The organism is Pseudomonas fluorescens, from assembly GCF_001648775.1.
In the GTDB taxonomy this organism is placed as follows: Bacteria; Pseudomonadota; Gammaproteobacteria; order Pseudomonadales; family Pseudomonadaceae; genus Aquipseudomonas; species Aquipseudomonas fluorescens_M.
In genome coordinates this window covers 301958-325459 of the sequence record NZ_LVEJ01000003.1, presented here as the reverse complement: position 1 = coordinate 325459, position 23502 = coordinate 301958, and the positions used below count along the sequence as shown (strand labels likewise).

Below are 23502 nucleotides of genomic sequence, written 5' to 3'. Positions count from 1 at the left end.
GGGCACCGCGAGCGCTTTGCCGGTCTAGGGCCTGTCGCTATACTGCGCGTCAACTTCACGGACAAAAGAGCCGAGCTCAGTGAACCGGCCCACGCCAGTTAAAACCGATAACTTCTTCCTGCTGATCTTCCGTGCACTGCGCCACCGCCGTGTACCGATTGCATTGCGCATTGCCAGCCATAACGTGATCCTGGTCGCTCTGGCCCTGGTGATCTATGCCGGCGTGATGGGTTTGCAATTCAAGCAGGCCATGCACGAGCAGGCCGATGCGCTGGGCGAAAGCCTGACCACGCAGACCGCCACCTCCGCCACGGAGCTGTTGGTGTCCAATGACATCCTCAGCCTCAACGTGCTGCTCAACAACCTGACCAAAAACAAACTGGTGGCCCACGCGGCGATCTACAGCGTGGATAACCGCATCCTCGCCGAATCCGGTCAACGGCCCAAGCACAGCCTGCTGGGCGAAGCCGAAGGCATGTACGAGAGCAAGATCACCTTCCAGGATGTGACCGCCGGGCAACTGCGCATCAGCCTGGACATGGATCAGTTCCAGCAGCCGATGACCATCAGCCTGCAAAGCATGGGCATTCTCAGTGCGATTCTGTTGGCGCTGTCGCTGGCCTTGAGCCTGCGCATGGGCCGCTACCTGTCGACGCCGTTGCTGCAATTACGCGTTTGGTTGCGCCGCATCGACGAACACACGCCGGGCATCGATCGTCAGGATGAAATCGGCGATCTGGCGCGTCAGCTGCACGCCAACTACGCGCCGGAGCCTGCACCTGAACCGGAGCCTGAGTTCGAGGACGAAGAAGACGAGCCGGAGTTCGAGGTGCGCAACTTGCGTGATCCGAGTTTCGACGAAACCCGCCCGATGGCCGCGCAGAAGCCGGCGCCGCGACATCTGGTCAGCACCGCCGAAGACGATGATGACGATGACGCCTTTGCCGACCTGCGCGACGAGTCGCTCAATGGCGCGCCCCAACCTGTCGTCCGCCAACCGTCGCCAAGCGTGCCGCAGCACACCGCCGTGCTGGCCGTACAACTGGGCTCGCAGGAACAACTGCGCCGCTTGCCACGTGCACGTCTGGAAGAGTTGCAGGAGCGTTATCGCGACTGCCTCGATCAGGCCGCTTCGCTGTATCAGGGCGAAATCGAAACCCTGAACGATGGCAGCACGCTGATGCTGTTCCACACCGAAGACAGCGGCGACGATTACCTGACCAACGCGATCTGCTGCGGTGAGTTGCTGCGGGCGCTGGGCCATCAGTTGCAGATTGAAGTCGCGGACAGCGGCATCACCCTGCAATTGCAATTGGGTTTGACGCTGGGCGATGAGTTGTTCGGCCTGAGCCAGATTGATCTGCTGCTGACCGATTCGGCGCAGGATGCCCTGGCCTTGTCGCAGCACAGTCGCAACCTGCTGCTGGTTGAGCGCAAGATCAGTGATGACGCGCTGATCCGCCAGCGTGCGCGGATCCGCCCGATCGCCAGCCCTGAGGGCGCCTGCTGCGTAGAGCGGTTGATGGAGCCTTATCCGTCGATGCTCGAGCGGCAACTGGCGCGGATGCATGAGCGTCGGGCGTAAGCCTTAAGCCCGATGTGAAAAAGCCCGCAGACAAGCGATTGTCTGCGGGCTTTTTTGTGGGTGGCTGAAAAGCCCCTCACCCTAGCCCTCTCCCAGAGGGAGAGGGGACCGATTGGGGGATATTCTGGAGCTACACCGACTTGAACGTCTTGCTTTGAATCCATAATCGCCAAGATCGTCGACGTAGGGCGCCAGACATTTCGGTCGGCCCCTGCTCTACCAAATCCACAATCGCCAAGATCTTTCAGGTCGATGAATAGCGCCAGACACCAAGGTCGGCTCCCTCTCCCTCGGGGAGAGGGCTGGGGTGAGGGGCTTTTGATCTTCTACTCCAGACACAACAAAGCCCGCACAAGGCGGGCTTTGTTCTGACTCGATCCAGCGTTAGAAGCGGAACACTTCCATATCGGTACGAATCGGCGAGGCCATTGGAATCTTCGGCTGCTTCTCGGCTTCCGCCGCCGGCGCGGCCGGTTTCGGCGCCGATTTACGCGGCGCCTCCGCGACCGGAGGCTGATTGGCCAAAGGCTTCAGCGCCACCGACAATTGCTCGGCCAGGCGCTGCAACAGAATCCCTTGCGCCTGCACCTGCGACGCCGTACTGCCGGCATGCAGCTCCTGCAGATGAACAATGCGGTTATCGCGCACCTGACCACGACGGTCGATCAAGCGCCACTGCGCATCGAGGATCGCCGGTTGTTTCTCGCCGGAGTCCAGACGCGTGATAGTCAGCAAAACCTGCACGTCCGGAGTAAACCCGGTCGTGGCGGGTGCCAGCACCACACGTTGGCTGTCGAGGTGACCGGCAACCTGGCGCATCAGCAATTGATCGATATCCGACGAAAGGCTACCTGCCCAACGACCGTCGGTCGCCGCTTGCAGGCTGCCATCCGGTTGACGTTGCAGCAATGTTTCACGTTGCAGGTAATCGGCTACGACTACCGGGCCCAACAAAACCGCCATGCCTGCGCTTTGCGCAGGCTGAACCGGACTTCCGCTGTCCAGTTGATACAGCGACACCGGTTGGTGAACGCTGCAACCCGCCAGGCCCAAAACGCCGGCGAGCAGGAAAATAAGGGGGCGCAGAGCAGTCATCATCCCGTCCAGGTGGCCGCCACAAGGCTGACCACAGTGAAAATACTCAATAAATATGAAGAACGCTCGGCCACGCCGGCGCTTGGAAAGGCCATATCATCCGTGAATATGCGTTCCGACTCCAGCGCCAAAGCGTCGATCTACGCGTTAAATCGTGGATCGAGCTCTCTAGGACGCCTAATTGAGGTTTTCGACGAGCAGCGCATCCACTCTCTGGAAGCCCCTTGGAAGCTTGTTGCCACGACGTCCACGCTCACCTTTGTAGTGTTCGAGGTCGTCGGCCTTCAGCGACAAGGTACGTTTTCCGGCCTGCAACACCAAGGTGGCGCCTTCCGGAATGACGGCGATGTCCGTGACATATTCTTCGCGACTGGCCACACGCTCACCGGAAATACCGATGATCTTGTTGCCTTTGCCCTTCCCTAATTGTGGCAGATCGCTGATTTTGAAGATCAGCAGGCGACCTTCGGTAGTGACCGAGGCCAGCCAGTTCTGCTCACGATCGGCCACCGGACGTGGCGCGATCACCTTGGCGTTGTTCGGCAGGCTCAACAGGGCTTTGCCGGCCTTGTTCTTGGCTTGCAGGTCTTCGCCTTTGACGACGAAACCGTAACCGGCGTCGGAGGCGATCACGTACAACGCATCGTCTTCCGGCATCAACACGCATTCGAAAGTCGCACCCGGTGGCGGTGTCAGACGACCGGTCAACGGTTCGCCCTGGCCTCGCGCCGACGGCAAGGTGTGCGCGGCGACCGAATAGCTGCGGCCGGTGGAGTCGATAAATACGGCAAACTGGTTGGAGCGCCCCGCCGCCGAAGTCTTGAAGCCGTCACCGGCCTTGTACGACAGGCCGGTGGCGTCGATGTCGTGACCTTTGGCAGAACGGATCCAGCCCTTTTCCGACAGCACAACGGTCACTTTTTCGTTCGGCAGCAGATCGTGCTCGGTCAGCGCCTTGGCTTCGGCACGCTCGACGATTGGCGAACGACGGTCGTCGCCGTAAGTTTCGGCGTCTTTGATCAGCTCGGTACGTACCAGCTTCTTCAGCTTGGCTTCGCTGCCCAGCAGCGCTTGCAGCTTGGCTTGTTCCTTGAGCAGTTCGTCCTGCTCGTCGCGCAGCTTCATCTCTTCCAGGCGCGCCAACTGACGCAGACGGGTGTCGAGGATGTAGTCGGCCTGAATCTCGCTCAGGGCGAAGCGCTCGATCAGCTTGGCTTTCGGGTGTTCCTCGGTGCGGATGATGTGGATCACTTCATCCAGGTTGAGGTAAGCGATCAGCAAACCGTCCAACAGGTGCAAACGACGCTCGACCTTGTCGAGACGGAATTGCAGGCGGCGACGCACGGTCTGCACGCGGAATTCCAGCCATTCGACCAGTAACGCGCGCAGGTTTTTCAGCTGCGGCTTGCCGTCCAGACCGATGATGTTGACGTTGACCCGGTAGGTCGACTCCAGCTCGGTGCTGGCGAACAGATGCTGCATCAGCGCTTCGTGATCGACGCGGCTGTTGACCGGAATGATGACGATGCGGCACGGGTTTTCGTGGTCGGATTCGTCGCGCAGGTCAGCGATCTGCGGGGCTTTCGACGGTTTCGCCTGCATCAGCGCAGCGATCTGCTCCAGCACCTTCGCGCCGGAGACCTGGTGCGGCAGCGCGGTGACGATAATGTCGCCGTCCTCGACGTGGTACACGGCGCGCATGCGCACCGAACCCTTGCCGGTTTCGTACATTTTCAGCAGGTCGGCGCGCGGCGTGATGATTTCCGCTTCGGTCGGATAGTCCGGGCCCTGAATGTGTTCGCAGAGCTGCTCGACCGTGGCTTTCGGCTCATCGAGCAAACGTACGCAAGCGGTCGCCACTTCGCGCAGGTTGTGCGGCGGCACGTCGGTGGCCATGCCCACGGCGATACCGGTGGTGCCGTTGAGCAGAATGTTCGGCAAGCGCGCCGGCAGCACCAGCGGTTCCTGCAGGGTGCCGTCGAAGTTCGGGCCCCAGTCGGCAGTGCCCTGGCCGAGTTCGCTGAGCAGCACTTCGGAATAACGCGACAAGCGTGCTTCGGTGTAACGCATGGCGGCGAAGGACTTCGGATCGTCCGGCGCACCCCAGTTGCCCTGGCCATCGACCAGCGTGTAGCGATAGCTGAACGGCTGCGCCATCAGCACCATCGCTTCGTAGCACGCCGAGTCGCCGTGCGGGTGGAATTTACCGAGCACGTCACCGACGGTACGCGCCGATTTCTTGTGCTTGGAATCGGCATCCAGCCCCAGCTCACTCATCGCATAGATGATGCGCCGCTGTACCGGTTTCAGGCCGTCGCCGATATGCGGCAGTGCACGGTCCATGATCACGTACATGGAGTAGTTGAGGTAGGCACTTTCGGTGAAGTCGGCCAGCGACCGGCGTTCTACACCGTCCAGGCTGAGATCAAGGGGGTTGCTCATGCAGGCCTCATCGGTTTGTTGTCTGGCGCAGCAGCATGGTGCCACCGCGCTGAGTAAATTCAAGTTTGTTCAGGGCGCTCATGCCGAGCAGCACCTGATCGCCATGCAGCCCCGGCGCGACCAGTGCGCGGACGTCCCGCAGCACGATGTCGCCCAGTTGCAGGCGGTCGATTTTGGTCCGATAGCCCTGGCTCAGGCCGTTGGCCGTGCTCAGGGTCACACCGAAACCTTCTTCCAGCTTCAAGCGCTTGGCCAGATCCGCCGGGATCGCCACATCGGTCGCGCCGGTGTCGAGCATGAACTCGACCGGCTCACCGTTGATCTGACCGCTGGCGACAAAATGCCCTTGGGCGTTGCCAGCCAGTTTCACTTCAATAAAACCTTCGCCCTGCTCCGAACTGACTACGACGTTCGGATTCTGCTGGCGCTGCTCCCACTGGCCGAAAAACCGCGTGGCCAGAAACAGCGCCGCGCACCACGCCAGAATCATCAGCACCCGACCGGCGCGCTTGCCCGGTGGTTGCTGGCTCAAGGTTTGGCGCTCCAGCCACCGTCAGGCGCGGCAAAACGCCAGACGATCGGGCGTTTCTCGCCGTCGGCACGCACACCGTCGTTGTTGTCCAGGCCAATCCACGCACCTTGCGCGTCCACCACCAGCGCTTCCGCCAGGCCATAAGCCTGTGCATAAAGGCGCTGTGGCTGCAAAGCATCTTCGGCGTACGACCAGCATTGTTCGACTTTGGCAGTCACCGCATCGCGGCGGCAAATCTGAAACGCGTTGCGTTCAAGGGTAAACAGCTTGCCGTTGAACAGCGACAGATCGGCAAAGTCGCGAGTCACGGCGCGGGCCTTGGGAAACTGTGGCGGCTGCATCTCGACCCCGGCTTCGCTGAGCAGCACACAGGCACCCTCGCAATCCCACACCGTTTGCTGGCGTTTGATCTTCAGCAGACCACGGCGCTCACGCTCGGCGGCCAGCCACAACTGATCGCCCGCCGGATTGATCGCCAGACCTTCGAACAGCGCATTGAAGTGCAGCAACATGCCACTGGCGCGGGCTTCTTTCACCAGCATCGGCGAGATTTTCAGCCACGATGCCGGGCCTTGTGGCGGTACTTGCAGCACGGCCGCATGGGCCTCGCTGACGATGTAGCGGTTGCCGGCGCTGTCGCAGGTGATGCCTTCGAAATCCAGGTCACCGCCACGGATGAACGACGCCGCCCAGGTGCGTGAACTCAAACCCCACGGCAAACCGCTGTCCGGCACCGGCGGCACGTCGATGTGCACGGTTTCGGCCTGCCAGACCTGATCGCGGGTGTTGAGACGGTAGATCTGCTCGTCATCGCGATCAGACACCGTCCACAAATCATTGCCGCACAGTGCCAGCCCCGACAGGTTGCCGCCGCGCATGCCGTCGACCGGGTGCTCGGCGAGCAGGCGCAATTGCTGTAACGGCTCGGCCGAAACACTCATCGCACTCAGCAGCAAGGCACCCGCCAAGGCCCAGCCAAACCGCATCAGGTCAGCACCTCGGCGAGGTTGCCTTTGGATTCCAGCCAGGTCTTGCGGTCACCGGCGCGTTTCTTCGCCAGCAGCATGTCCATCATTTCCGAGGTTTCGGCGAAGTCTTCGCCCAGCGTCAGTTGCACCAGACGCCGAGTGTTCGGGTCCATGGTGGTTTCGCGCAGCTGCGGCGGGTTCATTTCACCCAGACCTTTGAATCGGGTTACCTGCGGTTTGCCGCGTTTCTTCTCGGCAACCAGACGGTCGAGAATGCCGTCGCGCTCGGCTTCGTCGAGGGCGTAGTAGATCTCTTTGCCCAGGTCGATGCGGTACAACGGCGGCATGGCGACGTAGACGTGACCGGCATCCACCAGCGGGCGGAAATGCTGGACGAAAAGCGCGCACAGCAGCGTGGCAATGTGCAGACCGTCGGAGTCAGCGTCGGCGAGGATGCAGATCTTGCCGTAGCGCAGCTGGCTCATGTCCGCCGCGCCCGGATCGACACCAATAGCGACGGCGATGTTGTGCACTTCCTGACTGGCGAGCACTTCGCTGCCGTCGACTTCCCAAGTGTTGAGGATCTTGCCGCGCAACGGCAGGATCGCCTGAAATTCCTTGTCCCGTGCTTGCTTGGCGGAACCACCGGCGGAATCACCTTCGACCAGGAACAGTTCGGAGCGCATTGGATCCTGCCCGGCGCAGTCAGCCAGTTTGCCCGGCAACGCAGGGCCCTGAGTGACGCGTTTACGCTCGACTTTCTTGCTCGCCTTGAGGCGACGACCAGCGTTGTTGATCGCCAGTTCGGCCAGCGCCAGACCGGTTTCAGGGTTGGCGTTGAGCCACAGGCTGAAGGCGTCCTTGACCACACCGGAGACGAACGCCGCCGCTTCACGGGACGACAGACGTTCTTTGGTCTGGCCGGAGAATTGCGGCTCCTGCATTTTCATCGACAGGACGAACGCGATGCGCTCCCAGACGTCTTCCGGCGCCAGCTTCACGCCGCGCGGCAGCAGGCTGCGAAATTCGCAAAACTCGCGCATGGCATCGAGCAGGCCCTGACGCAAACCGTTGACGTGGGTACCGCCCTGCGCCGTCGGGATCAGGTTGACGTAACTTTCCTGCACCGCGTCGCCACCTTCCGGCAACCACAGCAGCGCCCAATCGACCGCTTCTTTATTCCCGGCGAAAGCGCCGCAGAACGGCTCGTTCGGCAGACGCTCGAATTCGCTGACGGCGTCGACCAGATAGGAGCGCAGGCCGTCTTCGTAATGCCATTCGACTTTCTCGCCAGTGCCTTTGTCTTCGAAGCTGACCAGCAGGCCCGGGCACAACACAGCCTTGGCCTTGAGCACGTGCTTGAGGCGGCTGATGGAGAATTTCGGTGAATCGAAGTATTTCGGGTCCGGCGCGAAATACACGCTGGTGCCGGTATTGCGCTTGCCGACGGTGCCGACGACTTCCAGCTCGGTGGCTTTGTAGCCATCGGCGAAAGTCATCTGGTATTCGTTGCCGTCACGCTTGACGCGTACGCGCACTTCGGTCGACAAGGCGTTGACCACGGAAATACCCACACCGTGCAAACCGCCGGAGAACTGGTAGTTCTTGTTGGAAAACTTGCCGCCCGCATGGAGTTTGGTGAGGATCAGCTCGACGCCCGACACGCCCTCTTCCGGGTGGATGTCGACCGGCATGCCACGGCCGTCGTCGCTGACTTCCAGCGAGTGGTCGGCGTGCAGGATGACCTGCACCGATTTGGCGTGGCCGGCCAGGGCTTCGTCGACGCTGTTGTCGATGACTTCCTGGGCGAGGTGGTTCGGCCGACTGGTGTCGGTGTACATGCCGGGGCGTTTGCGCACCGGGTCGAGGCCCGAGAGGACTTCGATGGCGTCGGCGTTATAAGAGCTAGCGCTGGGAGTGGCCATAGGGTCTCGTCGTCAGTCATTCATGAAATAGGGGGCAAGACTTCACAGTGCGGTGAAATCGATTGCCTGATACACATCGGCGCCAATGCCGGCAAAGCTCAGCAACGCCGGCAATTGCCCGGCAAAGCCCTGGAAACTGTGGTCGCCGCCGGCCTGAATGCGCAAGGCACAGGCGCGGTAATACTGCTGGGCGAGGCGATAATCCAGTGTTTCATCGCCGGTCTGCAACCAGACCTGATAACGCTGCGCATCCTGAGGCGCCGGCACTTCCAGTTCGGCCAGCGCCGTGACGTGGTCGTGGGTCAACTCCCAGGCTTCATCGGTATACAGGTTTTTCTGCGGGCCCAGATAGCCGTCGAACATCCGGTGCGGGCTGACCGCCGGGTTGACCAGCAGGGCTTTCAGGCCATGGCGCTCGGCCAGGTGAGTCGCATAGTAGCCGCCGAGGGAGCTTCCCACCAGCAGCGGGCTGTCCAGCTCGGCGATTGCCTGCTCCAACTGACCGATGGCTTCGCGCGGATGGTGATGCAGGGCCGGAACACGCAGTTTGTCGCTCAAACCCAGCCGCTCCATCACCGCGACCAGCTGACAGGCCTTTTTCGAGGCCGGTGCGCTGTTGAAACCGTGGATATAGAGGATCGAACCGGACATTTGAGCTCCCTGGGTGTCGGCGAAAGATAGCGGAGTTTACAGGGAGAAGGGCCGGGATTGGGGGTGGGCTCGATAAATTGGTGTGACAGCACGAGCTGCCCTCACCCTAGCCCTCTCCCAAAGGGAGAGGGAACTGATTGGGGGATATTAAAGAGATACACCGACCTGAAAGTGATTGGGCGAATCCATAATCGACTCGGTATTTCAGGTCGGCGTATGACGCCAGACACCTCGGTCGGCCCCCTCTCCCTCCGGGAGAGGGCTGGGGTGAGGGGGTTTGATTGGCAATCAGTAACCGTCAGAGCCGTAATCGACGGTGAATGCAAAATTGGTGACCCGCTCCACGCCGGTTTCCAACCGCCCATCCGGCAACAACCGCAACCAGCGATACCCCGGCGCCTGCTCCCCCACCTTGAAGTCTTCACTCCCCGGCTCGAACTGAATGCACGTCGAAGGCGAAGCCATCAAGCGCACGCCATTACGCTCGCGATCAATCTCTTGATGCACATGCCCCCACAGCACCGCGCGGGCCTGTGGAAAACGATCCAGCACTTCGAAAAACGCATCAGGATTGCGCAAACCGATCGGCTCCATCCACGCGCAACCGATCGACACCGGATGATGGTGGAAACACACCAGATGATGGCGCTCCGGCGCTTCGCTCAGTGAGCGCGCCAGCAACTGCAGTTGATCATCCTGCAAATACCCCGGCACCGAACCCGGTACCGCGGAATCCAGCAGCGTCACGCGCCAGTTACCGATATCGACTACCGACTCCAGCAATGCGCTTTGCACTGCGGCCTGAGCCATGATCTGTGGTTCGTCGTGATTGCCGGGAATCCAGCGCGCCGGCGCATCGATCTGCGCGCTCATCTGGCGAAACTGCTGGTACGACTCCAGCGTGCCGTCTTGCGAGATATCGCCCGTGGCCAGAATCAGATCGATCTGCGGCTGCTGCGCCAACACTCGTTCGATGACCTTTTGCAGGCTCTCGCGCGTATTCATGCCCAGCAGCGTGCCGTCCGCCTCGGCGAACAGATGGCTATCGGACAACTGCACCAGCAGCGCCGCATCGGCGGTGGTCAACGTGGATACGCTCGGCAAGGCGTTCTCCCAAGGCAAAAGCACGGAATCGATCAAGTGCCGCAATTATGCTGGGGGATCAGTAAAAGAGGAAACCGGCGAACCGGACGCAGTTCACAACTAGCGTACGACTTCGTACTCGTGCCCCAGCGCCAGGCAATGACTCAGCCATTCCCCCAGGAACAGATTGAGCTGAGCCTTTTCATCCGGCTGATGCATGGCAGCGTTCGGGTAAGGATAGATGCCGCGAAAGCGTCGTGCATGTTCGGCGCTGACCACTTCGGCCATGCGCGCGTCGTGATAGACCTGCACTTCCAGTTGTGGCACCGGCAGCCACGGCAAACTGTGTTCCTGACGCACTTGCAGTGTCGTGGTGTACGGACAGGTTTGCAGCACTTCAAGGGCCAGCACGCCAAGCATCTGTTCGCCCTGGGTCACGGCAATGCGCCGCGCCTCGGGTTCGTTGCGCATGTCCGGGACCAGTCGCATCAGGCGCGCGTAGTTGGCCTCGCAGGCAGCTTGCAGCCCCGCGAGGTCGACTCGATAACGATCGCGCAACTTGTTTACGACCATAACCCCCTCACTTCGGCGCGGTTCAGCGCCAGCCACTGCAAAGCGATGATGCTCGCCGCGTTGGCAATGCGTCCGTCGCGGACGGCCTGCAAGGCATCTTCAAAGGCCCAGACCGTGACGCGGATATCTTCTGCCTCTTCTTCCAGGCCATGCAGGCCGCCAACGCCATCCGTGCTGCAACGCCCCAGATACAAATGCACGAACTCGTTGCTGCCGCCCGGCGACGGGAAATATTTGCTCATCGGCCACAGGGCCTTGATGTCCAGCCCAGCTTCCTCCTGCGCCTCGCGGTGAGCAACTTCTTCCGGTTGTTCATCCTTGTCGATCAGACCAGCGACCAGTTCGACCAGCCACGGGTTGTCGGTCTTGCCCATGGCGCCAACGCGAAACTGCTCGATCAGCACCACTTCGTCACGCTGCGGATCGTAGGGCAACACGCACACGGCATCATGGCGCACGAACACTTCACGGTTGATCTCGCGACTCATGCCACCGGCAAACAATTCATGGCGCAGGTGCAAACGATCAAGCTTGTAAAAGCCCTCGTAGCATTTTTCGCGCCGCACGATATCGACGGCGGTCGGAATGGCGTTGGCAAAATCGGTCATGAGCATCCTCGTCTACTGCAAATCCATTACGAGGTTCCTGTGACTGGCAACCTCGACTTCGCGCCATCCTAACGCGCCCGCACCGTTTGATGCAGCCCCTTTACCGTCAGCGGGATGGACGGTGAAGGCGAAACGCACTCTAATTAGCTTAGTGGCGAACTGACTGCTTCGTTGAGAGTCGAAGCGGTAACTTTTTGCCTTCCCTTGCTTTCGAAAGGACGCCCATGTCGCTTTTCAAAATTGCCTCCGTGGCCGCCATTGCCCTGACTTTGGGCGCGTGCGCAAGCCTGTTCCAACCCAACTACCGCACGCCGCTGGAAACCACCCGCGATGCGTCGGAACAACTGAAACCGGGCTGTTCCAATCCTGATTGCCCACTGGTGAACATCGACACCCTGCGCTTCCCGGCCGAGCCTGCGCTGGATGGCATCATCGAAAAACGCCTGCTGCAAATGACCCGCACCGAAAAGAACGCCCCGGTGGCGCCGACTCTGGCGGCCTATCGCGATCAATTCCTGGCCACTGCCGGCCCGCGCAACAGCAGCTATCTGCAAGCGAAAGTACGCGAGCAGCATGACGGCTTGGTGATCATCGAGGTGTCGAGCTACCTCGATACCGGCGGTGCGCATGGCACACCGGGTCGCGGCTTCATCAACTATTCGCGCCAGCAGCACAAGGTGCTGAACCTGTCCGACATGCTCGTGCCGGGTCAGGAAGAGGCGTTCTGGAAAGCGGCGCAAGTCGCGCACAACAGTTGGTTGATCAGCACCAAACTCGACCAGGAAGCGGAGTTCGTGGCGAACTGGCCGTTCGTGAAAACCCCGAACGTGGCGCTGACCTATGGCGGCGTGATCCTCAAGTACGACGTGACCACCATTGCGCCTTACGCGCTGGGCCACGTCGAACTGAAGATTCCTTATCCGCGTCTGAACGGCATTCTCAAGCCTGAGCTGTTTCCCGGCCGTAACTGAAAGCCCGGCCCAGCACTAGCTGCAACAGCCCTGCCAGCACCAGCGCCGGCAGGGTTGCGCCGACATCCGGATACAGATTCGCCAGCAAATGGTAGGTGCTCACGCCCCCCAGCCACGCCAGCAACGCCGGCCAGCGCAATGCGGCTGACGCCACCTGAGCGCTGCGCTTGCGCAGGATGAAGTGATCGACCAGCACCACGCCGAACAGCGGCGCAAACACCGAGCCGATCAGCAGCAGGAAATTCTGGTACTGCGCCAACGGCGCCAGCAGGGCGATCAGCGTGCAGATCACACCGATGGCCAAGGCCAGATGCTCGACTTTCAGGCGCAACAGAATCCCGCTGGAAACCGCCGCCGAGTGAATATCGGCGAAGGCGTTTTCCGACTCATCGAGCAGAATCAGCAACAGCGGAATGCCCAGACCGGCGCCGGCCAAAGCCAGAAGCAATGCATTGACTTCACCGCTCGGCGCGAAGGCCAGGGTGTAGGCAACACCGAGGCTCATCAGCCAGAAATTACCGATGAAGAAACCGACCGCAGTGCCACCGAACACATTCTTCGCACGCTTGCCGAAACGCGAGTAATCGGCGATCAGCGGCAGCCACGACAGCGGCATTGCGATAGCAATGTCGAAGCCCACGGCGAAGGGCATCGAACCGTCACCGGCGCGGGACCAGAGATCAGCCAGATCGGCTTTGGCGAACAGGTTCCAGGTCAGCCAGATGCACGCGGCGAGCAACAGCCAGATGCCCCACTTGCGCAGGATCTGCCGGACGAAAGTCAGCGGCCCGCTAACAGCGAGCAACGTCGCCAACGCGCCGAAAAACAGTGTCCACAACACCGGATTCGACCACAACGAACCTTCGCTGAACGCGCGGGTACCGAGCAGGCTGGCGGCGTCGCGCATGACGATGATTTCGAATGAGCCCCAACCGATCAGTTGCAGCAGGTTGAGCAGCGCCGGCAGGCTCGCGCCTTTGCTGCCGAGGCTGAGCTTCAGCGCGGCCATCGACGACAGGCCGGTGTCGCTGCCGATCACGCCAACGGCGGCCAGCAACAGCACACCCACCAGCGTGCCAAGGAAAATTGCCAGTAGCGATCCAGACAGGCCCAGACCCGGCGCGAGCAATGCGCCGGTCTGCAGGACCATCAGGCCGATGCCAAGGGAGAACCACAGGGAAAACAGATCACGACCGCCGAATACACGCTTGTCGGCGGGCACGGCGAGATCGGGGGAATAAGTGCTGGGTTGAATGCTCAAGGGTGTTATCTCAGAGGGACATTTTTGTCATTGAGGTCTCCGGTGCCTGTACTGACGCCTTCGCGAGCAAGCTCGCTCCCACATTGGAATGCGATCCCCTGTGGGAGCGAGCTTGCTCGCGAAGAGGCCAGTACAGGCACCGAAAACCTCAGGTCAGATCAAACCTTTTTGTACAGCTGACTGCCTTCCTTCTTGAACCGCTCGGCCTGTTCCGCCAGGCCTTTGGCGACGTCCACGTCGACCGCATCGATCCGCTGGTTGGCCGCGTATTCGCGGACTTCCTGAGTGATCTTCATCGAGCAGAATTTCGGCCCGCACATCGAACAGAAGTGCGCGACCTTGGCCGAATCCTTCGGCAGGGTTTCATCGTGATACGAACGCGCGGTGTCCGGGTCCAGGCCGAGGTTGAACTGGTCTTCCCAACGGAATTCGAAGCGCGCCTTGCTCAAGGCGTTGTCGCGAATCTGTGCGCCCGGATGCCCTTTGGCCAAGTCCGCCGCATGCGCTGCAATCTTGTAGGTGATGATCCCGGTCTTCACGTCATCCTTGTTCGGCAGGCCCAAGTGTTCCTTCGGCGTCACGTAGCAGAGCATCGCGCAACCGAACCAGCCGATCATCGCCGCACCGATACCCGAGGTGATGTGGTCGTAACCCGGCGCGATGTCGGTGGTCAGCGGGCCGAGGGTGTAGAACGGCGCCTCGTCGCAGCACTCCAGCTGCTTGTCCATGTTCTCTTTGATCAACTGCATCGGCACGTGGCCCGGGCCTTCGATCATGGTTTGCACGTCGTGCTTCCAGGCGATCTTGGTCAGTTCGCCGAGGGTTTCCAGTTCGCCGAACTGGGCGGCATCGTTGGCGTCGGCAATCGAGCCAGGACGCAAGCCATCACCCAGCGAGAAGCTGACGTCATAGGCTTTCATGATTTCGCAGATTTCTTCGAAATGCGTGTAGGCGAAGTTTTCCTTGTGATGCGCCAGGCACCACTTGGCCATGATCGAACCGCCACGGGAAACGATACCGGTCACGCGTTTGGCGGTCAGCGGCACGTAGCGCAGCAACACGCCGGCGTGAATGGTGAAGTAGTCGACGCCCTGCTCGGCCTGCTCGATCAGCGTGTCGCGGAACAGCTCCCAGGTCAGGTCTTCGGCCGCGCCGCCGACTTTTTCCAGGGCCTGATAGATCGGCACCGTGCCGATCGGCACCGGCGAGTTGCGGATAATCCACTCGCGGGTTTCGTGAATGTGCTTGCCGGTGGACAAGTCCATGATGTTGTCCGCGCCCCAGCGAATGCCCCAGGTCAATTTCGCCACTTCTTCTTCGATGGACGAACCCAGAGCACTGTTGCCGATGTTGCCGTTGATCTTCACCAGGAAGTTACGGCCGATGATCATCGGTTCCAGTTCGGTGTGGTTGATGTTGGCCGGAATGATTGCGCGGCCACGGGCGATCTCTTCACGGACAAATTCGGGGGTGATGATTTTCGGCACGCTGGCGCCGAAGCTGTGACCCGGGTGTTGCTGATCCAGCAAGCCGGCGGCGCGGGCCACCTCAAGCTTCATGTTTTCGCGGATGGCGACGAATTCCATCTCGGGCGTGATGATGCCCTGACGCGCATAGTGCATTTGCGTGACGTTGGCCCCGGCCTTGGCGCGGCGCGGGTTGTTGACGTGGGCAAAGCGCAGCTTGGTCAGTTCCGGGTCGGCAAGGCGTTCGCGGCCGAAGTTGGAACTCAGGCCCGCCAGGCGCTCGGTGTCGCCACGGTCGTCGATCCATGCCGAGCGCACATCGGCCAGGCCTTTGCGCACATCGATCACCACATTCGGATCGGTATACGGACCCGAGGTGTCGTAGACGGTCACCGGTGCGTTGATTTCGCCGCCGAAATCGGTCGGCGTCACGTCGAGGGTGATTTCGCGCATCGGCACGCGGATGTCCGGGCGGGAGCCCTGAACGTAGACTTTTTGCGAACGGGTGAACGGCTTGACCGATTGCTCGTCGACCTTGGCCGAGTCACTCAGGTTGATCGCGTTTTTTGATTTTGTAGTCATCACGGGCTCTCCAGACAGCATCCAGGCAGTGGATTGTCGGAGCAGAACCTGAAAGGCACGGACGCACCAGGACCGGTGCTGTGCATCGTCGTCGAGCGTTCGATTGTCGAACAATTTCCCGGACGAAGCACAAGAGGACTCGCCGGGTGACGAGAAATCTTGTTCCCTACGCAGGCGCTAACCTGATCAGGTTCAACGGGATCCGAAATTATTCGATCTCAGCCTCATAGCAAGGCACCCCGACAAGAACCCGGCCAGTCTAGACACAACTGACAAATAACGCCAACACCGCAGCAAACACCATGATGAATGGCGCAAATACACAGGTTGGGCCGATTGTTGTGATCGATTTGCGCAACTACACTCGCTTTGCCCGTCACGCCTTGACGCTGCGGGGCCTGCGCCTTACCTTTGGCGCCCGGATTACTTCCATAATATTAATGCTAGGGATCGCCTCATGCTGCGCAAACTCTCACTGGCTGTTGCCGTGTCTTGTGCGTCCAACGCAATGGCCTGGGCAGCAGAAGCGCCCTTGTCGACCAAAACCGATCTGGTCAGCGTCTATCAGGAAGCGGTCGACAACAACGCCGATCTGGCTGCCGCCCGCGCCCAGTATGGTGCGCAGAAAGAAGTGGTGCCGCAGGCCCGCGCCGGGCTGCTGCCTAACCTGTCGGGCGGTGCCGAAGTGGCCAATGTGCGTACGTCGATCGATCAGCCTTCGGCCACTGCCAACCGCAGCGCGCACTCCTATCAGGCGACCCTGGCGCAGCCTTTGTTCCGCGCCGATCGCTGGTTCCAGTACCAGGCCGCCAAGGACGTCAACGAACAAGCTGCGCTGCAACTGTCGGCGACCGAGCAGAACCTGATCCTGCAATCGGCCGAAAGCTATTTCAACGTGCTGCGCAGCCAGGACAACCTGGCCTCGACCAAGGCTGAAGAGGCCGCGTTCAAGCGCCAGCTCGATCAGTCCAACGAGCGCTTCGATGTCGGCCTCTCGGACAAGACCGACGTGCTGCAATCGCAAGCCAGTTACGACACCGCGCGGGCCAACCGAATTGTCGCGCAGCGTCAGGTCGATGATGCGTTTGAAGCGCTGATCACCCTGACCAACCGTCAGTACAACTCGATTCAGGGCATCGTCCATACGCTGCCGATCCTGCCGCCGGCACCAAACGATGCGAAGTCCTGGGTCGACACGGCAGCACGGCAGAACCTCAATCTGCTTGCCAGCAACTACGCGGTCAGCTCCGCCGAGCAGACCCTCAAGCAGCGCAAGGCCGGCCATTTGCCGACCCTCGATGCGGTGGCCAAATACGAAAAGGGTGACAACGACGCCCTCGGCTTTTCCAACCCGAACGCCTTTGGCGTGCCATACCGTGACAACGTCGAGCAGAGCACGGTCGGCCTGCAACTGAACATCCCGATCTACAGCGGCGGACTGACCAGCTCGCAAGTGCGCCAGTCGTATGAGCAACTCAATCAGAGCGAACAACAGCGCGAATCCCTGCGCCGGCAGATCGTCGAAAACACCCGCAACCTGCATCGTGCGGTGAACACCGACGTCGAGCAGGTACAGGCGCGCAAGCAGTCGATCATCTCCAACCAGAGCGCGGTGGAAGCCACGGAAATCGGTTATCAGGTCGGTACGCGCAACATCGTTGACGTGCTCGATGCGCAGCGTCAGCTGTACACCTCAGTGCGCAACTACAACAACACGCGTTATGACTACATCCTCGACAACCTGCGCTTGAAGCAGGCGGCTGGGACGTTGAATCCGGGTGACCTGGAAGATCTGCGGCGTTATCTGAAGGCCGACTACAACCCGGACAAGGATTTCCTCCCGCCGGATCTGGCCAAGGCTGCAGAAACGCAGCTCAAGGCCCGCCCTTAAAAGCAAAAGATCGCAGCCTGCATTGGAAAGTGTTCCTCTGTAGGCTGCGATCTTTTTGCTCTACTTGATCAATCTGCCCAAGCCATCCAGCAAACGCTGCAACGCGCCCTGATTGCGGCGCATCACCGCCAGCCCGGCTTCGGCCATGCGCTGCGCATCACGCGGTAATTCAAACAAACGCTGCACTTCCACCGCCAGCCCTTCGGCATCATCCACCTCAGCCAACGCCCCGGCTTCGCGCAGTTGCGCGGCGATGTCGAGGAAGTTGAACAGGTGCGGGCCGCTGATCACCGGCTTGGCCAACGCTGCCGGCTCCAGCAGATTGTGCCCGCCGTTGGCCACCAGGCTGCCGCCGACAAACGCGCTGTCCGCCAAGGCATAAAGAAACAGCAACTCGCCCATGGTGTCGCCGAGCAGCACGCTGGTCTGCGCATCGACATCAGCTCCGGTCGAACGCCGCACTGTGGCAAGGCCTTCGCGCTGACACAGCTCGAACACCGAGTTGAAGCGTTCCGGGTGACGCGGCACCAGAATCAGCAGCGCATCCGGGTGATTGGCCAGCAAGCGACGATGGGCATCGAGCACCACTTCGTCCTCGCCTTCGTGGGTGCTGGCGGCGATCCACACTGGGCGCTCCAGCGCCTGCCATTGGCCACGCAAGTCAGCAGCACGTTGCAGCAGTTGCGGGTCGATGGTCAGGTCGAACTTGATCGAACCGGTGACCTCGACTGTTTCCGGGCGCGCGCCCAGATCGCGGAAGCGCTGGGCTTCGGTTTCGGTCTGCACGGCGAACAGACTCATCTCGGCGAGCATCGGCGCGGTCAGTTTGCCGAAGCGGCCATAGCCGCGTGCCGAGCGCTCGGACAAGCGCCCGTTGGCCAGCGCCACCGGGATTCCACGCTTGGCGCACTGATGAATGTGGTTGGGCCACAGCTCGGTTTCCATGATCACCGCGAGCTTGGGCTGAGCGCGATCAAGAAACCGCGCCGCCGCACACGGCAAATCGTAGGGCAAATAACAATGCTGGATGCGCGACTCGTTGGCGAACAGTGCCTGGATCCGCTCCGAACCGGTCGGGGTCATGCAGGTCACGGTGATCGGCAACTGTGGATAACGTTGCAGCAAGGCGCGGATCATCGGCGCCGCGGCGATACTTTCGCCCACCGACACCGCGTGCACCCAGATGCCGCCGGGTTGCAGTGTCGGCATGCCGTAGGAGAAACGTTCGCCAATCCGCTTGGCATACGCCGGCGCCTTGCGCGCCCGCAACCACAGCCGAATCGCCACCAATGGCAGCCCCAGGTAAAACAGCGCGGTGTAGAGAGTTCTATTCATGGCGGCGGAGTTTATCGGCTTTTGTCGCCGATCGCCCGCAAGTGCACAGCAAAACGTTCGGCGAGCCAACGCGCGGCCGGACCGAGGGGCTCGTCGCGGCGCCAGACCAGTTCGACCACCAAGGCTGGCGGGGTCCATTCGCTATCGAGTTCGACCATCAAGCCCTGATATGCCGAGTACTGCACCACATGCCGTGGCAACCAGGCCCAGCCCAAATCACGCACCAGCCATTCGGACATCACGTAAAAGCTGTCGGCGCGCCACACCTGCGGACTGGCCGGCTCGTTGCCGGGATAGACACTGGTTTGCGTCGACATCAACAGTTGCCGGTGCTGCGCCAGTTGCTGGCAGGTCACGTAGGACTGTGCCGCCAACGGATGATTGATGCCGCAGACCGTGACCATTTCCACGCTGCCGAGCACGCGGCGCTCCAGCGCTTCGGGGATTTCGTCATGATAAAACAGCAGACCGAGGTCGGCCCGGCGCTCGACCAGTTTACGTGCGACTTCGCCTTGCGCGGCGCTGGTCAGTTGCACTTCAAGGCTGGGGAATTGCTCGGCCAATTCACCGAAACTTTCCACCAGCGCCTGATAGGGCATCGCCTCGTCTTGCGCCACGCGCAACTGCGCTTCCTGTCCGCGCATCATTGCCATGGCCCGACCGTTGAGGCGTTCGCATTGGCGCAAGACTTCACGCGCCTCTTCCAACAGCGCTTCGCCCGCCTCGGTGAGCGTTGGCTGGCGGCCGCTGCTACGCTCGAACAGGCTGACGCCCAAGTCATCTTCGAGCATGGCAATCGCGCTGCTGATCGCCGACTGCGCCTTGCGCTGCTGGCGTGCCACAGCGGAAAACGAGCATTGTTCAGCGACGCCGACAAACACTCGCAGCTGATCGAGATTCCATTGCATGCTGATTCACCAACCCATCGCTGTAACAGATAGGTAATGACTTTACCGCATCTGGTGAAGCTCTAGAATGCCGCCTCAGCAAGCAACGTTTCATATGAGGATTTGAACCATGAACGCCTACGCCTACCTGGCCATTGCCATCTGCGCCGAAGTGATCGCCACTGTGTCGATGAAAGCCGTCAAAGGCATCAGCACGCCGCTGCCGTTGGTGCTGGTTATCGTCGGTTACGCGATTGCGTTCTGGATGCTGACGCTGGTGGTGCGCACCGTTCCGGTCGGCGTCGCCTATGCGGTGTGGGCGGGCATGGGCATTGTGATGGTCAGCGTCGCGGCGCTGTTTATCTACGGGCAGAAGCTGGATATCCCGGCGATGCTCGGGATGGCGTTGATCGTGCTGGGTGTCGTGGTGATCCAGCTGTTCTCGAAAACTGCTGGCCATTAACCGCCAGACACAATCCCCTGTGGGAGCGAGCCTGCTCGCGAATGCGGTATATCAGTCAACACATATGTCGACTGGCATTCCCTCTTCGCGAGCAGGCTCGCTCCCACATTTGGTTCTGTGTTCGGCCTGTTGATCATCGACAAATCCCGCGCTTTCCCGAGTCTGTATACTGCGCCCTCGTCTTGAACACTGAGGTCGCTGCATGCCATCCGTTATTTCCACCGACGTTCTGATTGTCGGCGCTGGTGTCGCCGGCCTCTGGCTGAACGCGCGTCTGCGCCGTCAGGGTTTTTCGACCGTGCTGGTGGAAAGCGCCAGCCTCGGCGGCGGGCAGAGTGTGAAGTCCCAGGGCATCATCCACGGCGGCGCCAAGTACGCGCTGCACGGTGCGCTGACCGGCGCCTCGGAAGCCATCGCCGACATGCCGCGCCGCTGGCGTGAGGCGCTGGCCGGCAATGGCGAGCTGGATCTGTCCGGCGTGCGCCTGCTCTCCGAAGCCCACTATCTATGGTCGCCGGGCACCCTCGCGGGCAACCTCACCAGTTTCTTCGCCAGCAAAGCCGTGCGCGGCCGGGTTGATCAGGTCAAAGGCGAGCAACTGCCGCCGGCGCTGCAAGACAAACGTTTCAAGGGCAAGGTCTACCGCCTCGCCGAACTGGTGGTCGACGTGCCGAGCCTGATCCAGCGCCTCGCCGATCTGGCCGGCGATGGCCTGCTCGCCGGGCAAACCATCGAGCCTCTTCTGGAAGCTGGCGTACTGGTCGGCCTGAAAGTCGATGGCCGTGAAATCCGCGCGGAACGCATCGTCCTCAGTGCCGGCGCCGGTACCGCCCAACTGCTCGAAGACCTTGGCTTGAGCCAGCCGGCCATGCAACGCCGGCCGCTGCACATGATCATTGCCAAAGGCCCGGGCCTGAAACCGCTTTACGCCCATTGCCTGGGCGGCGGCACCAAACCGCGCATCACCGTGACCACCCACCCGGCCGCTGACGGCCAGTGGGTCTGGTACATGGGCGGCGACATCGCCGAGAGCGAAGGCGTGCACCGCGAACCGGCCGAACAGATCGCCACCGCGCAAAAGGAAATCGCCCAGTTGTTGCCGTGGATCGACCTCAGCACCACGCAATGGGCGACCCTGCGCGTCGACCGCGCCGAGCCGCTGCAAACCGGGCTGACTCGCCCGGACAATGCCTTCCTTGCCGAACAGGGCCGCTTGCTGGTCGGCTGGCCAACCAAACTGGCGCTGGCGCCAGACTTCGCTGACCGCGTGATCGCTGCTCTTGAACGCGACGGCATCCAGCCACAAGCCACCGAACCATTGCCGACCCTGCCGAAACCACCGATGGGCGTTCCCGCCTGGGAGCAATTGCTGCCATGAGCCTTGCGACTCTGCACGACTTCCACCGCCCACTGGGCAGCACCGGCCTGACGGTTTCGCCGCTGGGCCTGGGCACAGTCAAACTCGGCCGCGACCAAGGGGTGAAATACCCCAACGGTTTCCAGATTCCCGGCGATGATGAAGCGCAGATGCTGCTGCGTCAGGCCCGCGATCTGGGCATCAATCTGATCGACACTGCCCCGGCTTACGGCCGCAGCGAAGAACGCCTCGGCCCGTTGCTGCGTGGCCAGCGTCAGGACTGGGTGATCGTCAGCAAGGTCGGCGAAGAGTTTGCCGATGGCCTGTCTCACCACGACTTCAGCGCTGCGCACACGCGCATGTCGGTGGAACGTAGCCTGCAACGTCTTGAAACCGATTTTATCGACCTGGTGCTGGTGCATTCCGACGGCAACGACATGGCGATCCTCGAGCACGAAGAGGTTTACGCGACACTCGCGGCGCTCAAGGCCGAGGGCAAGATTCGCGGCTTCGGCTTCTCCGGCAAAACTGTCGAAGGTGGCTTGAAAGCACTGGAGCAAGGCGACTGCGCGATGGTCACCTACAATCTGAACGAACAAAACGAGAAGGCTGTCATTGACTATGCTGCTGTCCACGGCAAAGCCATTCTGGTGAAAAAAGCCCTGGCCAGCGGTCATGTCTGTTTGAGCCCGGGCGTGGATCCGGTGCGTGCCAGCTTCGAACTGCTGTTCGCGCAACCTGGCGTAGCCAGTGCTATTGTCGGGACGATCAATCCGCTGCACCTCGCCCACAACGTTGCGACCGTCGCCCAGGTCCTTCGTGGTCATTGACGCCGCCCCGCGGCCTTAAGCAGGAGCCGATATGCCGCGCACGCTCATCAGAAAGAACCCGAGCAACTTCAAGACCCTGCCATTGTTCGTCGAAGCCACGCCCGAAGGCCTGACCTATCAGAGCGTCGGCATGCCGCTGAACTTCGCGCAGACCTTGCAGCGGCGTAAACCGGTCAGCGTCGCCGACACCGAACGCTTCTCGCTGGAACTCGCCAACCTCGGGGTTTCAGTACGTCTGACGTTACATTGGCAGAATCGTGATTATTGGGTGCTGGTGCGCCAACGTCGGCAAGATCGCGGCGACGTCGTCCTCAAGTTGATTTCCGGCTACGTGCCGGCGCACGAATTGAACATCCCGCTGCACACGGCGATTCAGGAAATTGCCGAAGAGTGTTTGCTGGAAACGCCCGAAGGCTGGCTCGGCGGCCGTTTCAACGACACTTGGCTGCCAGCGCCCTACTCCACGGCGCTGCATTATCGCGAGGCGCTGCCGTTTCGCCTGACCCCGTTGTCCGGCTCGGCGCGGCCGATCCGTTGCGCCAATCTGCAATTGCTGGAGCGGCCGCGGGCCTACGTGCATCTGCCGACGGCGTCGCTGCAATTGATCTACGACTTGCGGCTGGATGTGCCCAAGGAAGCCAAATCCTTGAGCCTGTTCCATGTCGATGAGCGACTCGAAGGCGACCAACTGGTGGCCCGGCTCGACCGCAAACGCCCCGATCTATACCTGATGCCGCTCAAGGACGGCGCGCCGCTGGCCGAGCTGTACACACTCAAGCGCGACAAACTCGTGCCCGCCAGCACCCGAGGCCTGTACCTCGCCGAAAGCTTCGCCACTCAGACCGGCTGGGTCGTGCGTGAAGAGCGGATTCGCTGGAAAGACTGGCTGGTGCAACAGGGGCTGCAACCGGCAAAAGCCCCGCGTTCAGGGCTCAAGCAGTTGAGCATCAAAGCCCTGCGCCTGGTCGGCCTGGGCAAGAAGCACGCGAGCAAATAG

20 protein-coding genes and 1 riboswitch are annotated in these 23502 nt (G+C 61.2%); of the genes, 7 read left to right on the top strand and 13 right to left on the bottom strand.

Translation table 11 applies throughout. The features are described 5' to 3' along the window. Window positions 1-79: 79 nt before the first annotated feature. Complete coding sequence (locus tag A8O26_RS05870; RefSeq protein WP_064117178.1) at window positions 80-1585, top strand: AhpA/YtjB family protein; 1506 nt, start codon at window positions 80-82, stop codon at window positions 1583-1585. A 384-nt stretch (window positions 1586-1969) separates the two neighbouring features. Here the strand turns inward: A8O26_RS05870 and A8O26_RS05865 are convergent, their stop codons facing one another. From A8O26_RS05865 to A8O26_RS05825, 9 genes are all read right to left on the bottom strand, one after another. Then, entirely contained in the window at window positions 1970-2680 is a 711-nt protein-coding gene (locus A8O26_RS05865; protein ID WP_064117177.1) for a PqiC family protein, read from the bottom strand. A 177-nt stretch (window positions 2681-2857) separates the two neighbouring features. Then, window positions 2858-5122, bottom strand: coding sequence for a DNA topoisomerase IV subunit A (gene parC / locus A8O26_RS05860; RefSeq protein WP_064117176.1), 2265 nt, complete (start codon window positions 5120-5122; stop codon window positions 2858-2860). 7 nt (window positions 5123-5129) lie between these two features. After that, the gene (locus tag A8O26_RS05855) at window positions 5130-5654 is read right to left on the bottom strand and encodes a retropepsin-like aspartic protease family protein (protein ID WP_007915776.1); all 525 of its coding nucleotides are present in this window, start codon (window positions 5652-5654) and stop codon (window positions 5130-5132) included. Next, the gene (locus A8O26_RS05850) at window positions 5651-6640 is read right to left on the bottom strand and encodes an esterase-like activity of phytase family protein (RefSeq protein ID WP_064117175.1); all 990 of its coding nucleotides are present in this window, start codon (window positions 6638-6640) and stop codon (window positions 5651-5653) included. Before A8O26_RS05850 ends, A8O26_RS05855 begins: the two co-directional genes overlap by 4 nt. Next, window positions 6640-8547 (bottom strand): DNA topoisomerase IV subunit B, encoded by a 1908-nt coding sequence (gene parE, locus A8O26_RS05845; RefSeq protein ID WP_064117174.1) that lies wholly within the window; start codon window positions 8545-8547, stop codon window positions 6640-6642. Before parE ends, A8O26_RS05850 begins: the two co-directional genes overlap by 1 nt. A gap of 42 nt (window positions 8548-8589) precedes the next feature. Continuing rightward, window positions 8590-9198: a YqiA/YcfP family alpha/beta fold hydrolase gene (locus tag A8O26_RS05840; protein WP_064117173.1), complete on the bottom strand. Its 609-nt coding sequence runs from the start codon at window positions 9196-9198 to the stop codon at window positions 8590-8592. Between the two features lie 288 nt (window positions 9199-9486). Further along, window positions 9487-10302, bottom strand: a complete 816-nt coding sequence (cpdA, locus tag A8O26_RS05835; protein WP_064117172.1) for a 3',5'-cyclic-AMP phosphodiesterase — start codon at window positions 10300-10302, stop codon at window positions 9487-9489. A 99-nt stretch (window positions 10303-10401) separates the two neighbouring features. Continuing rightward, window positions 10402-10854, bottom strand: a complete 453-nt coding sequence (locus tag A8O26_RS05830; RefSeq protein ID WP_064117171.1) for a DUF1249 domain-containing protein — start codon at window positions 10852-10854, stop codon at window positions 10402-10404. Beyond that, window positions 10845-11462, bottom strand: coding sequence for an NUDIX domain-containing protein (locus A8O26_RS05825; RefSeq protein WP_064117310.1), 618 nt, complete (start codon window positions 11460-11462; stop codon window positions 10845-10847). Before A8O26_RS05825 ends, A8O26_RS05830 begins: the two co-directional genes overlap by 10 nt. Before the next feature lie 224 nt (window positions 11463-11686). Here A8O26_RS05825 and A8O26_RS05820 point away from each other — a divergent pair, with 224 nt between their 5' ends. Continuing rightward, complete coding sequence (locus A8O26_RS05820) at window positions 11687-12433, top strand: RsiV family protein (protein WP_064117170.1); 747 nt, start codon at window positions 11687-11689, stop codon at window positions 12431-12433. On the opposite strand, the gene cytX is transcribed toward A8O26_RS05820, so the two are convergent. Further along, on the bottom strand, window positions 12402-13694 hold the full coding sequence (cytX, locus tag A8O26_RS05815) for a putative hydroxymethylpyrimidine transporter CytX (protein ID WP_064117169.1): 1293 nt from the start codon (window positions 13692-13694) through the stop codon (window positions 12402-12404). The genes A8O26_RS05820 and cytX overlap by 32 nt on opposite strands. A gap of 158 nt (window positions 13695-13852) precedes the next feature. After that, a complete protein-coding gene (gene thiC, locus A8O26_RS05810) occupies window positions 13853-15742 on the bottom strand; it encodes a phosphomethylpyrimidine synthase ThiC (RefSeq protein ID WP_064117168.1) in 1890 nt (629 codons plus the stop codon). Between the two features lie 146 nt (window positions 15743-15888). After that, window positions 15889-15994, bottom strand: a riboswitch (TPP riboswitch). A gap of 205 nt (window positions 15995-16199) precedes the next feature. Between thiC and A8O26_RS05805 the strand changes: the two genes are divergently transcribed. Continuing rightward, window positions 16200-17633: a TolC family outer membrane protein gene (locus tag A8O26_RS05805; protein WP_064117167.1), complete on the top strand. Its 1434-nt coding sequence runs from the start codon at window positions 16200-16202 to the stop codon at window positions 17631-17633. 60 nt (window positions 17634-17693) lie between these two features. On the opposite strand, the gene waaA is transcribed toward A8O26_RS05805, so the two are convergent. Further along, the gene (waaA, locus tag A8O26_RS05800) at window positions 17694-18968 is read right to left on the bottom strand and encodes a lipid IV(A) 3-deoxy-D-manno-octulosonic acid transferase (protein ID WP_064117166.1); all 1275 of its coding nucleotides are present in this window, start codon (window positions 18966-18968) and stop codon (window positions 17694-17696) included. 11 nt (window positions 18969-18979) lie between these two features. Continuing rightward, on the bottom strand, window positions 18980-19882 hold the full coding sequence (locus tag A8O26_RS05795; RefSeq protein ID WP_367600703.1) for a LysR family transcriptional regulator: 903 nt from the start codon (window positions 19880-19882) through the stop codon (window positions 18980-18982). A 103-nt stretch (window positions 19883-19985) separates the two neighbouring features. On the opposite strand from A8O26_RS05795, the gene A8O26_RS05790 reads away from it, so the two are divergent. The 4 genes from A8O26_RS05790 to A8O26_RS05775 all read left to right on the top strand — a co-directional run bounded on the left by A8O26_RS05790 (window position 19986) and on the right by A8O26_RS05775 (window position 23502). Beyond that, on the top strand, window positions 19986-20318 hold the full coding sequence (locus A8O26_RS05790; RefSeq protein WP_007915730.1) for a DMT family transporter: 333 nt from the start codon (window positions 19986-19988) through the stop codon (window positions 20316-20318). A gap of 202 nt (window positions 20319-20520) precedes the next feature. Further along, window positions 20521-21696, top strand: a complete 1176-nt coding sequence (locus A8O26_RS05785; RefSeq protein WP_064117164.1) for an NAD(P)/FAD-dependent oxidoreductase — start codon at window positions 20521-20523, stop codon at window positions 21694-21696. Next, a complete protein-coding gene (locus A8O26_RS05780; RefSeq protein ID WP_064117163.1) occupies window positions 21693-22505 on the top strand; it encodes an aldo/keto reductase in 813 nt (270 codons plus the stop codon). Before A8O26_RS05785 ends, A8O26_RS05780 begins: the two co-directional genes overlap by 4 nt. A gap of 31 nt (window positions 22506-22536) precedes the next feature. Next, the gene (locus A8O26_RS05775; protein WP_064117162.1) at window positions 22537-23502 is read left to right on the top strand and encodes a hypothetical protein; all 966 of its coding nucleotides are present in this window, start codon (window positions 22537-22539) and stop codon (window positions 23500-23502) included.